Here is an 11574-nt window from a genome sequence, read left to right as displayed (position 1 = left end):
GGCGGGCGCGTTTACTCGCCCAGCACGGTCAGCGCCATCTCCAGGCCGGAGACAAAAGCGTCTTCGACCCGGTAGCCCAGGCACCAGTCGCCGCACAGGCCGATGGCGCTCTTGGCATTCCACAGGTGGCTGCGGGCCTGGCCCTTGGCATCCTTGGGCAGGGGGTTGATGGTCTTGGCGTAACCCCATTGCACGACGCGGATGTCGCTAGGGGTGGCGCGGATGCGGGTCAGCTCGGAGAAGGCCTGCAGCATCTTGGCGGCGACGCGCTGGGGTTCGTCGTTCTCATGCTTGCGCGCCCAGTCGGGGCTGGCCTGCACGGTCCAGCGCTCGACCTTGCCGCGCCCGGGTTTGGACGACTCGCGCGACAGCCAGGTGATGCGGGGGTGTTCGGTGCGGGCGGCATTCCACTGCGGACCCATATTCGTGATGCCGGGGTCTACGGCATGGGCAAAGGTCAGCAGCAGGGTCCAGCTCGGGGCGATGTAGACATCGGACAGCTGCCAGTCAGCGGGCACCGTCGTTTCGCTGTCGGCCAGCAGTTCCTGCGCTTCAGGCGAGGGGATGGCTAGCACAACGCCATCCAGCCCGGCGTAGACATGCACGCCACCATCAATATCTTCGGTGCGCAGCTGCCACTGGCTGGCGTTGAGGGCATCGCGCTCAAAGGCCAATGCATATTCGTTGAGGTGCACGGTCAGCGGCGCGGCCCAGGAGGCGACCAGGCTGTCCATCGTGGGCACACCGATCAGGTGGGCTTCCATGCCGCGCTGGGTGGTGACGGCGACCTTGCCGGTGGCGTCCAAGGTGCGGATGGCGTTGACGCTCCAGTTGCGGGTGACATGGGGCGTGGTGTCCAACGCCAGCTGAAAGCGCGGGTCGCGCACGGTAAAGAACTGGGCACCCACATCGAAGCTGCCGTGCGCGCTGTGGCGGCTGGCCATGCGGCCGCCGACCTGGGGTTGGGCCTCGATCACGGTGACCTGGTGGCCCGCCTGCTGCAAAGTGCGTGCGCAGACCACGCCGGCCATGCCGGCGCCCACCACGGCATAGTGCTTGCGGGTAGCCACAACAATGTTGGAAGAGGATGCAGATCGTTTGGGTTTGGGGGGAATGCGAGAAGACATGAAAGACTTTCTGTACTGTTTCGACAAACGATAAGGCTTCACAGATGGCTGTATGCGCAGCGCTATCTGGGGAACCACTCTACACGGTGTTTACACCCATTTTTCTCAGGATTTATCCCACATAGTGATTGCTCAGTAAAGAAGTGCGTGTGGCCTCGGACTGCAGCTGGTCCAGCCACCACTGCAGCGCCTTGCCCGGACTGGTGCCGCGCCAGGCGTAGCGCAGCTTGATCTTGCGCGGTGGGCGCATCAGCTCGCGCTCTACGAGTTGGCCGCTGCGCAGGTAAGGCAGGGTCATGTTGTCGGGCAAAAAGCCGCCGCCAATGCCGCGCAGCTGGGCTTGGAGTTTGGCCTGCATGGTATCGACGGTCAGCACATCCTGGCCGTTGAGCACGCCGATGGTCTGGCCATGGCCGCTGCGCGAGGAGTCGGCCACGGCAATGATGCGGTGCTGGCGCAGCACCTCGTCGCTGATGGGCTGCATCTCGTCGGCCAGACGGTGGTGGGGCGCTACGACATAGCGGAAGGTGATCTCGCCCAGATCGAGCTGCTGCAGGCCCGCCACATGGGAGGCATCGACGGCGATTCCAATGGCCAGGTCGGCACGGCCCGAGCTGAGTGCCTCCAGGGTGCCGGCCAGGATGGAGTCCGTGATCTTGAGCCGGGTGGGCGGCGCAATGGTGTAGAAGGCCTCGATCAGCTCCAGCAAGGTGGTGCGGGAGATAACGCCATCGACGGCAATGCGCAGCTCGGGCTCCCAGCCCGTGGCCACGCGGCGCACGCGGTTGGCCACGGCATCGACCTCGGCGAGCAGGCGCCCGCCTTCGCGCAGCAGCTCCTGGCCGGCCTCGGTGGGCCGTGCCTGGCGCGCGCTGCGGTCAAACAGCAGCACATCCAGCGCATCTTCGACCTGGCGGATGCGGTAGGTCAGCGCGCTGGGCACCAGGCCGAGCTGGCGTGCTGCGGCGGCAAAACTTCCGGTGTCGGCCACCAGCTGCAGCAAGGCCAGGGTATCGGGGGTGAGGACATCGCGATCACGCAACAAGGCCATTTGACGGTTCTTTCCTACATGCGGCACGCAGCAGATCGGTAAATCTTCGCTGCTGAGGCCGGCTTGGTTCAGGCCTGAAAACGTATTGGCAATTTCTACGCGGTGCGAGGAGATCGTTAATACGTTCTTGAAAAGCCCATCAGATTTTTTGAATGATGCCATCAAAACCGCTGCCCCGCAGGCAGGATCGGCGGTTTTACAGTCATGGACATGGTGATGAACAGCGCAATGTGCGCTGTTTGCCAGACAGGAGATCAAAAATGTTGATGGTTCGTAAATCTGCTGATCGTGGCCATGCTGACCATGGCTGGCTGCGCTCCAACCACAGCTTCTCGTTTGCCGGTTACTACGATTCCCGCTTCATGGGCTGGGGCAATCTGCGCGTGATCAATGAAGACCGGGTCGCGCCTGGCAAGGGCTTTGGCACCCATGGCCACCGCGATATGGAAATCATCAGCTATGTGCTGGAGGGCAATCTGGCCCACAAGGACAGCATGGGCCATATCGAAGGCCTGCCCCCTGGCGATGTGCAGCGCATGAGCGCCGGCACCGGTGTGGAGCACAGCGAGTTCAACCATGCGCATCAGGAAACGCACTTTCTGCAGATCTGGATTGAGCCCGATAAAAAAGGTATTGCGCCCAGCTATGCGCAAAAAACCTTTGCCGATGCGGACAAGCGTGGTCGGCTGCGCCTGATGGTCTCGCCCGATGGGGCGGATGGCTCGATCAGCATGAATGCCGACGCACGTATGTACGCCGGCCTGCTGGATGGCCAGGATGAGGCGAGTGTGGCGCTTGCGCCTGGGCGCAAGTCCTATGTGTATGTGGTGCGCGGTGAGGTGTCCGTCAATGGCACGGCGCTGCACACCGGTGATGCAGCCTATCTGGACCAGGAAACCTCGGTGCGGCTGGCGCAAGCCCGTGATGCCGAAGTGCTGGTCTTTGATCTGGCTGCTTGATGCAAGGGGGCGCTGCCATGGCGGCCAGCGCCCCCGTTTTTGGTGTGATGGTGGTGGTGTTATTTCAAGGAGAAAAATATGAACGCTTTGCAAAATCCTTTGGCCCTGCTGGGCCGCATTCTGATCGCCTGGTTCTTTCTGATCCCGGGCTGGGGCAAATTGACGGGCTTTGCCGGGGCGGTGGGCTATGCCCAGTCCGCCGGCATGCCGATGCCCGAAGTGGGCGTGGCCGTGGGCCTGGCGATTGAGATCTTGGGTGGCCTGGCCTTGCTGCTGGGCCTGGGCACACGCTATGCGGCGGCCATTCTGGCCATCTTCACGCTGGCCGCCACGATGATTTTCCATGCCTACTGGGCCGTTCCCGCCGAGGCGGTGGCGATGACCAAGCTGCTGTTCAACAAGAACATCGCCATCGTGGGCGGCCTGCTGGCCTTTGCCGCTTTTGGTGCCGGCGCCTGGAGCCTGGACGCCAAGCGCCGCGCTGCCTGACAGCGCTTTTGCAAAGCGCCGAGCCCCTTGGCCGACAGCTCAGGGCTCGGTCTTGAGGGCCGTCTTGCGCAAGCCGTCATCGACGGCGCGGCGCTCGTCAAACACAAAGCAGCTGCCCTGGTAGCCGCTGCCATCGGTTTGCTCAAAGTACTTGAGGATGCCGCCTTCGAGCTGGTAGACATGCGAGAGGCCTTCTTCCTGCATCAGGATGGCGGCCTTTTCGCAGCGGATGCCGCCGGTGCAGTAGCTGACCACCGTCTTGCCTTCCAGGTCTTGGCGGTGGGCGCGCAGCTGTTCGGGGAACTCGGTGAACTTGCGCAAGCGCCAGTCGATGGCGCCGATGAAGGCGCCTTCATCCACTTCGTAGTCATTGCGGGTGTCCAAGGTGACCACCGGGCGCCCTTCGTCGTCATGGCCTTGCTGCAGCCAGCGCTGCAGATCGCGGGGGCTGACGGAAGGCGCACGGCCACTGGCAGGGCGTATGGCCGGGTGGTCCATGCGGATGATCTCGGGCTTGACCTTGACCAGCATCTTGCGAAACGGCACCGTTTTTGACCAGCTCTCTTTGGGCTGCACATCGGCAAAGCGCGGGTCCTCGCGCAGCGCATCGACCCAGCGGTGGACGGCATCGGATGGCCCTGCCAAAAAGAAATTGATGCCTTCTTCTGCCAGCAGCACGGTCCCCTTGAGCGCCAGATCGGCGGCGCGCTGGGCGAGCAGATCGCGCAGCGCTTCGCAGTCGGGCAGGTTGACAAACTTGTAGCAGGAGATATTGAGAATCGAGGGCACGGTGGTTTCTGGCAAAGCTTCTGTTAAGAAATAGCCGCTTGCGTTGGGGCGCATGGCGGGCGGCTATTTTAGCCAGGCAAGCGCCGGCCCTTCAACACCGTGCTGGGCTGCGGCCTGGAACACCGAGGCCGCCGGGCTGGCCTAGATGGCGTATTCGATCCCGTCGTCGCTGTGCGCACGGCTCATCGCCTGCAGAAACTCGGCATCGGTGCGGTACATGCGCAGATGGGGGTTGTCCTGCAGCAAACCCGCGCGTTTGAGGCGGGCCTCCACCGGCAGCTTCATGCCCACGATATGCAGCATGCCGCCACGTTTGGCGGCCATGCGCTCCAACCGCACAAAGGCTTCAACACCGGTGATATCGATCTGGTTCATGGGCTGGGCCAGCAGCGCCAGTTGCCGGTAGTGCGCGTGCTGGGTCCAGACATTGGCGGCCCGCTCTTCCAGCGCGGCGGCCGATGCAAAGTCCAGCTCCGAATCCATGCGCAGAGCCAGCAGGTCGGGTGCCAAGGGCGGCAGTTGCCAGAGATGGCGGTCACGCAGGCTGCCGTCGGGATGCAGGCCCACCTCCACAATGCGGGGGTGCAGGCGGTTATAGAGAAAGTAGCAGGAGCTGAGCAGAATGCCCGCGAGCACGCCCCAGTAAATGCGCGGTGCGGTCAGCAAGGTGATGCCGAAGGTGGCGACCGCGATGCTGCCTTCGATACGCGAGATCTTGAACAGGTAGACAAGGGTGCGGGGCTTGACCAGGTTGGCCACGGCCGTCATCACGATGGCGGCCAGCGCAGCCTGGGGCACATGGTAGAGCGCGGGGATGAACCACAGCACCACGGCGACGACCAGCAAGATGGAAAACACATTGGCATAGCCCGTTTTGGCACCGGCCAGTAGGTTGACGGCTGAGCGCGAGAAGGATGCACTGGTGGCAAAGCTGCCAAACAGGCCGGCGCTCATCTTGGACAGGCCTTGCGCGACCAGCTCCTGGCTGCTGTCCCAGCGCGTGCCCGCCTGCTGGTGTTCAACCTGGGCGCTGGAGGCTGTCTCCAGCGCGCTGACCAGCGAAATCACCAGCACCGGCATAACGAGCAGGCCGAACTGCGACCAATCGAGCATGCCGGGCCAGACCAGCTGAGGCAGGCCCGTGGGCAGGTGGCCGACCACGGCGCCGCCCTTGTCGGCAAAGTCGGTCGCCCAGCTGATGAGACCGGTGCAGCCAATGACAAACACAGCGGAAGGAAAGGCTGGGCGCCACTTTTTGGCAAGCACCAGCAAAGCGATGCTGGCCAGGCCCAGCAGAATCGAGCGCCAATCAAACAGGCCCAGCGAAGGGTTGTCCCAAACGGTAGCCCAGTCGCTGCGCATGCCCAGCAGGCTGGGCAGCTGCGAGGCCAGAATCAGCAACGCTGCCGCCTGCGTGAAGCCGGCGAGCACGGGCGAGGTCACCAGGTTGAGCAGCCAGCCCGCGCGCACCAGGCCCAGGCTGAACTGAACCAGGCCGGCCATGATGGCCATCCAGGCGGCCAGTACCACCCATTGGGCCGAGCCCGGTTCGGCCATACCGGTAAGCGAGGCGCCGATGAGCAAGGCACTGAGGGCCGTAGGCCCAACGCCCAAACGCGGCGAGGGGCTGAACAAAATCGCAATAGCGGCCGGAATGATCGAGGCATAGATGCCGGTAATCAAAGGCATGCCGGCCAGATGCGCGTAGGCCACTCCCTGGGGCACCAGCATCAGGCCGACGGTCATCCCCGCCATGAATTCGCCCCGCAACAGCTGTTTCGTCGGTCTGGGCCAGCGCAGGAACGGGAAAATTCGGTAAATCAGGGAGGGCTGCATGGCTGCATTGTCGCTGCATAGCCCCCGGTTTGCAGCGTGGCCCCTGCGCAAGGGCGACTGCCGCCGCGCGGCCATTGCCGACCTGTGAAGAATTGCCAAGCCTGCGTGTCTTGCAGGTATAGCTTGCTGCGGCTTGTCGCAAAGCCTTGGCAGGCCGCCGCCGTGCCGCCACAATCAGCGCTGCTGCCAGTACCTTGCTGGTGCGCCTCAGCCCTTGCTGCCTTTGCCCCTGCCTCCCATGCGCTTGTTCTGCCGTCCATCCCTTAGATGCATTGCCGTTGCGGTGCTGGCGCTGGCTGCCATCGGCGCGCTGTGGCAGGGCGGGGCCCTGCAGCAGGCCTGGCGTTGGAGCCAGGGGCTGGCGCAGACGCTCGATGCTTCGGGCCTGCGGGCCAGCCAGGCGGTGGAGCGTGCCGCAAGGGCCAACCGCCGGCGGGCCGACGATGATGCCATTTCCTCGCAGGTGATGGATGCGCTGGCCGCCTCGCAAAGCGAGGAGCTGGGGGCCCTGCAGGTCGAGACCTCCCATGCCATGGTGACCCTGCGCGGTACGGTCTCGTCCCGGCCTTTGCTGGACCGGGCCGTGGCAATTGCCAACAATGCACCCGGCGTGCAGGGCGTGTTCAGCCTGATCCAGGTGCGCCCGGATGCGCTGGGTTGACGAGGCGCAGCCCTGCCTAGCCCATGGCATTAGCCCAGGCCTGGTCCGCAGGTAAGGCCATTGGCCGCATAATGCCGCCCAACGCCGATGGTCGGGGTTTTGTGCGCAGAACCCGGCACCGTCCTTTCTTTTTTGGCGGCCCAGCGCTTGCCTTATCTCTATCTAGTTTGCCGCCATGCACCAGCACGACCACTCTCATGACCATGACCCTGGTCACTGCGACCACGCGCATTGCCAGCACCACCATGCACACGGCCCCAAGCATATTTATGTGTACTCGCCCTCGGGTGCGGTGCGCGACAAAAAAGCGTTCCAGCGGGCGGTAAAGCGCCTGGAGGCCATGGGCCACCGGGTGGAGGTGGATGCAGATGCCCTGGCCTCCAGCACCCGTTTTGCCGGCGACGACGAGACGCGCCTGGCCGCCATCTCACGCGCCTGCCAAAGCGGCGCCGATGTGGCGCTGATCAGCCGTGGGGGCTATGGGATCTCGCGCCTGTTGCACCGCATCGACTACGAGCAGATCGCCTCGGCGATTGCCTCGGGTACGCGCTTTGTGGGACTGAGCGATTTCACGGCCCTGCAACTGGCGCTGTATGCCAAGACCCGCGCAGTGACCTGGGCAGGCCCGGCGCTGGTGGGGGATTTCGGCGCAGCCGACGGTGTGGACGACATCATGCAGGATTGCTTCGAAGACCTGCTGAGCGGTGCGGGCGAAGGCACGGGCTGGCGTCTGGCGCCTGAAAAGGCAGGCACGGTCACGGGCGCTTCGGCCTCGGGCGATGTCTACATCCCCAAGGCAACGCTCTGGGGCGGCAACCTGGCGATGTTGGCTTCTTTGGTGGGCACCCCGTACCTGCCCAAGGTCAAAGGCGGCGTGTTGTTTATCGAGGATGTGGGTGAGACGCCGTACAAGGTCGAACGCATGCTGACGACCCTGCTGCACGCTGGCGTGCTGGCACAGCAAAAAGCCGTGGTGTTTGGCCAGTTCAGCGATTACCAGCTGAACGCGCATGACAAGGGCTTCAAGCTGGCCAGCGTGGTGCAGTGGCTGCGTACCCAGATAGAGGCCCCGGTGTTCACCAACCTGCCTTTTGGCCATGTGCCCACCAAGGTGCTGCTGCCAGTGGGTGCCCAGGTGTCACTGAGTGTGGAAGGCCGTGATGCGCTTATTTATTGGGGCCATCAATAAGCAATCTGCATGGCTGGCGTTCGCCGCAACGGTGATTCTCTATTTTCCATGCGGCCTAGCGCGTGTTTGTGGTATCAGTGCCGTATCAGCCCCGTCTGACCATATTAAACAATTCGTAAGTTAATTGGGCGGGGCGGGACTGGTGGCGAGCCCTGGTTTGCAGTGTAATATGCAGGGTCGCTATTGATGCATAGGCTGGCGTTGCTCCTGGGGAGGAGGTAGCACCTGCCGTAACAAGAAAATCCATGACAACTGTCGCCACCGTGGTATTCATCGATATCTCGGGCAGTACCGCATTGTTCGAAACCTTGGGCAACGAGCGGGCTGCGCGAGCAGTCGCGGGCATGACGGATGCGTTCAAGCAAGTCGTCGTGCAAGCGGGCGGGAGGGTGGTCAAAACCCTGGGTGACGGTGTGCTGGCCATTTTCACCAGCAGCGCCTTGGCCGTGAGCGCCATGACCATGCTGATGCGCCGCCACTACGGTCAGTGGGATTCGCTGCCGGCTTCCCAAAAATTCCATGTCCGTGTGGGCATGAGCACCGGCGAAGTCGTGCTGATGGAGGGCGACTGCTACGGCGACTCCGTCAACATGGCTGCCCGTTTGTGCGAGAAGGCCGGCCACCGCGAAGTCTGGGCGGCGTCGTCGACGATGGAGTCTGGCGCCCGTGTCGACACCGTTTTTGTGCCCATGGGCTGGATGGATGTGCGCGGCAAGGCCGAGCAGCAAATGCTCTACCAGGTGCAATGGACCGAGCCCGAAGCCCAAGAAGTGGTGACGGCCTATGACTCCGTGCTGCCGATGAAGCCCGAGGCGGTGGTACACATGCGCCTGCGCTTGGCCTCCGGCGGTGTTGAGCGCTTTTTCAACACCCAGGAGATGCCCGTTTTTGTGGGCCGTTCTTCCGATTCGGAATGGGTGGTGCTCGACAGGCGTGTCTCTCGCCAGCATGGTCGCATCGACTGGCGGGGAGGCAATGTGATCTACACCGATTTGAGCCGCTATGGCACCTGGGTGAGTTTTGGGGCCAATCCGGCCACGGCCGTGCGCCGCGAGTCGGTGCAGTTGCATGGCGTGGGCGTGGTGTATTTCGGGGTCTCGCCCGAGGACCCGACGGCACCCAGCACGGCGTTTTCAGTCACGCCGGCCTGATTACCCGCTGCCCACTCGCTGAGTCAGGGCGTTGGCAAGGCGGCCAGCATCGCAGCCATGCTGGCCCCATCGGTGGGCCGAACCACCCTTGCCACTTCCTGGCCATCGCGCAGCAGCACCAAGGTAGGCCAGAGCTTGACGCGGTAGCTGCGCCCCAAGGGGCGGCCTGGGCCATCTTCCACTTTCAGATGCCGGATATCGGCGCGCGGGCCCAGCGCTGCTTCGATCAGCGGTTGTGCGCCCAGGCAATGGGGGCACCAGGGTGTGCCAAATTCCAGTACCGTCCAACCGGCTTGGGTATCGACATCGGCGCGCAAGGGCTCCTGGCTGAGGTGTTGGGCAGAGTAGGTCAAGATAAGGTCTCGGTGTCGCGTGGCGGATTCAGCCCTTATAGCACTGGGGTGGCGCCAGGCGCTCAGCGATGCGTCACCTGTGCATCGGCTTGTAGCCAGGCCAGTTCTTCGGGCGTATTGGCGTTGTAGAACGCCTGGGGCTCGTCAAATGGAACCAGGCAGTGCGCATGCAGGCCCGCCCACTGCCGAACACGGCGCCCGCCTTGGGCCAGAAATTGCCGGGCACTACCTGCCAGGCTGTGGTGGATCAGGCAAAACGTGGGCTGGGGCACCGGGCGCTGGCTGTCGGCGTCCGTCGCTGGGCTGCAGGCGATGGCCACCAGGCTGTTGTGGGCCACCGCCGCCTGCGCCAGGCGCTGGGCCAGGTTCTGGGGGAAATGCGGTGTGTCGCAAGCCACCGTGACCAGCCACGGGGTGGGGCAGGCGGCCAGCCCCGCCGCAAAACCTGCCAAGGGGCCGGGATAGGCTTCGGCCTCGGGAAGCGGCAGGTCTTGCAGCAGCGCGTAGCCCATGGCCTGGTAGGCATCCAAGTGGCGGTTGGCATTGATCAGCACCTGGCCTACTTGGGGTTGTAGGCGCTGGGCGCAATGCAGTGCCAAGGGCGTATTGGCCAGCAACTGCAGGCCTTTGTCCGCGCCGCCCATGCGCGAACCCTGGCCGCCGGCCAGCACCAGGCCGGTGATGTGTTCAGGGGCAATGAAGGGCAGGGGGAGGGGCATGGTCGTGGAAGGCGGTGTGGCACGGGGAGGTTGCGCAGGCCCCCGGTCGGCATCAGCCGCCGATATAGCTCATCTCGACGCGCCGGCGCTGCAGGGCCATCTCCGGGTGCAGGCTGCGCTGCTCGCTGTAGTTGTCGCTGCGCTGGCCCCAGACCTGGGCAAGCGCCTGGCGGATATCGGTGTCGCTGGCGCCATTGCGCAGCATGGCGCGCAGGTCCCAGCCCTCGCTGGCAAACAGGCACAGGAAAAGTTTGCCTTCGGTCGACAGGCGCGCACGGTTGCAGTCCTGGCAAAAGGCGTGGGTGACGCTGCTGATCAGGCCGATCTCTCCCAGGCTGGGGTCATGCTGGCCATCGGCCCCTACGTAGCCCCAGCGCACGGCGGTCTCGCCAGGCGCCGTCGCTGACAGTGGTGTGAGCGCAAAAGCAGACTGCAAGCGCTCCAGCAAGGCATCGGAGGGCAGGACTTCTTCCAGCCGCCAGCCGTTGGTGGCGCCCACATCCATGAATTCGATAAACCGCAAGGTAACACCGCTGCCCCGGAAGTGGCGCGCCATGGCAACCACTTCCTGGTCATTGACGCCACGCTTGACAACCATGTTGACCTTGATATTGGCAAAGCCCACGGCCTGCGCGGTCTCTATGCCCTGCAGCACCGTGGCCACGGGGAAATCCATGTCGTTCATCTGGCGGAACAGCGGATCGCTCAGACTGTCGAGGCTGACCGTCAAGCGCTTGAGCCCGGCGTCTTTGAGCGCTCTGGCCTTGCGCGCCAGAATGGAGCCATTGGTCGTCAAGGTCAGGTCCATGGGCGAGCCATCGAGCGTATCGAGCTGCGCCAACTGGGCAATCAGTGCTTCCAGGTTTTTGCGCAGCAGCGGCTCGCCGCCGGTGATGCGCAGCTTGCCGACGCCCAGCTGCGCAAACAGCCGGGCAGCGCGGGTGATCTCTTCGAAGCTGAGCAGGTCACGGTGCGGCAGGTACGCGTGGTCCTTGTCAAAAATATCCTTGGGCATGCAGTAGCTGCAGCGGAAATTGCAGCGGTCAGTCACGCTGATGCGCAGATCGCGCAAGGGGCGGCTGCGTTGGTCGTAGACATAGCCGCCACTGACCAGTGCCGCAGCCGGTGCTGCAGGCATGGCGCGGCCTGCCTCGCGCAGGCGCAGGTCAACCAGGGGAATGACGGGACGATCCATGTACTCAATGGTACTAGAGCAGGCCTGCCGATGCGGGCTTGCGGATATGCGGTGG

Annotated in this window: 12 protein-coding genes; 5 read left to right on the top strand and 7 right to left on the bottom strand. The window is 63.9% G+C overall.

Going from position 1 to position 11574, the window contains the following annotated elements:
• Nucleotides 1–11 precede the first annotated feature (11 nt).
• Together M2375_RS06460 and M2375_RS06455 are read right to left on the bottom strand one after the other, a co-directional pair.
• Nucleotides 12–1127, bottom strand: coding sequence for an NAD(P)/FAD-dependent oxidoreductase (locus tag M2375_RS06460; protein ID WP_259164659.1), 1116 nt, complete (start codon nt 1125–1127; stop codon nt 12–14).
• A 112-nt stretch (nt 1128–1239) separates the two neighbouring features.
• Entirely contained in the window at nt 1240–2172 is a 933-nt protein-coding gene (locus tag M2375_RS06455) for a LysR family transcriptional regulator (RefSeq protein WP_259164792.1), read from the bottom strand.
• Between the two features lie 266 nt (nt 2173–2438).
• Between M2375_RS06455 and M2375_RS06450 the strand changes: the two genes are divergently transcribed.
• Nucleotides 2439–3137, top strand: coding sequence for a pirin family protein (locus M2375_RS06450; protein ID WP_259164657.1), 699 nt, complete (start codon nt 2439–2441; stop codon nt 3135–3137).
• Between the two features lie 78 nt (nt 3138–3215).
• The gene (locus M2375_RS06445; protein WP_259164656.1) at nt 3216–3626 is read left to right on the top strand and encodes a DoxX family protein; all 411 of its coding nucleotides are present in this window, start codon (nt 3216–3218) and stop codon (nt 3624–3626) included.
• A gap of 39 nt (nt 3627–3665) precedes the next feature.
• On the opposite strand, the gene M2375_RS06440 is transcribed toward M2375_RS06445, so the two are convergent.
• On the bottom strand, nt 3666–4415 hold the full coding sequence (locus tag M2375_RS06440; protein ID WP_259164791.1) for a sulfurtransferase: 750 nt from the start codon (nt 4413–4415) through the stop codon (nt 3666–3668).
• A gap of 141 nt (nt 4416–4556) precedes the next feature.
• On the bottom strand, nt 4557–6251 hold the full coding sequence (locus M2375_RS06435; RefSeq protein ID WP_259164655.1) for a SulP family inorganic anion transporter: 1695 nt from the start codon (nt 6249–6251) through the stop codon (nt 4557–4559).
• A 238-nt stretch (nt 6252–6489) separates the two neighbouring features.
• Between M2375_RS06435 and M2375_RS06430 the strand changes: the two genes are divergently transcribed.
• The 3 genes from M2375_RS06430 (at nt 6490) to M2375_RS06420 (ending at nt 9252) form a co-directional block, all read left to right on the top strand.
• Nucleotides 6490–6912, top strand: a complete 423-nt coding sequence (locus M2375_RS06430; RefSeq protein WP_259164654.1) for a BON domain-containing protein — start codon at nt 6490–6492, stop codon at nt 6910–6912.
• Between the two features lie 175 nt (nt 6913–7087).
• Nucleotides 7088–8101 (top strand): LD-carboxypeptidase, encoded by a 1014-nt coding sequence (locus M2375_RS06425; RefSeq protein WP_259164653.1) that lies wholly within the window; start codon nt 7088–7090, stop codon nt 8099–8101.
• Between the two features lie 245 nt (nt 8102–8346).
• Nucleotides 8347–9252 carry an adenylate/guanylate cyclase domain-containing protein gene (locus tag M2375_RS06420; RefSeq protein ID WP_259164652.1) on the top strand — a complete coding sequence of 302 codons (906 nt, stop codon included), beginning with the start codon at nt 8347–8349 and terminating at the stop codon, nt 9250–9252.
• Between the two features lie 23 nt (nt 9253–9275).
• Here M2375_RS06420 and M2375_RS06415 read toward each other — a convergent pair whose 3' ends face one another.
• From M2375_RS06415 to moaA, 3 genes are all read right to left on the bottom strand, one after another.
• Nucleotides 9276–9605, bottom strand: coding sequence for a thioredoxin family protein (locus M2375_RS06415; protein WP_259164651.1), 330 nt, complete (start codon nt 9603–9605; stop codon nt 9276–9278).
• A gap of 62 nt (nt 9606–9667) precedes the next feature.
• Nucleotides 9668–10324 (bottom strand): molybdenum cofactor guanylyltransferase MobA, encoded by a 657-nt coding sequence (mobA, locus tag M2375_RS06410; RefSeq protein ID WP_259164650.1) that lies wholly within the window; start codon nt 10322–10324, stop codon nt 9668–9670.
• A gap of 52 nt (nt 10325–10376) precedes the next feature.
• Complete coding sequence (gene moaA, locus M2375_RS06405; protein WP_404979284.1) at nt 10377–11462, bottom strand: GTP 3',8-cyclase MoaA; 1086 nt, start codon at nt 11460–11462, stop codon at nt 10377–10379.
• Nucleotides 11463–11574: the final 112 nt, after the last annotated feature.

It is taken from the genome of Comamonas sp. BIGb0152 (genome assembly GCF_024809975.1).
Taxonomy (GTDB): Bacteria; Pseudomonadota; Gammaproteobacteria; order Burkholderiales; family Burkholderiaceae_C; genus Comamonas.
The sequence above is the reverse complement of the archived record's forward strand: the minus strand, read 5'-3'. Positions and strand labels throughout refer to the sequence as shown.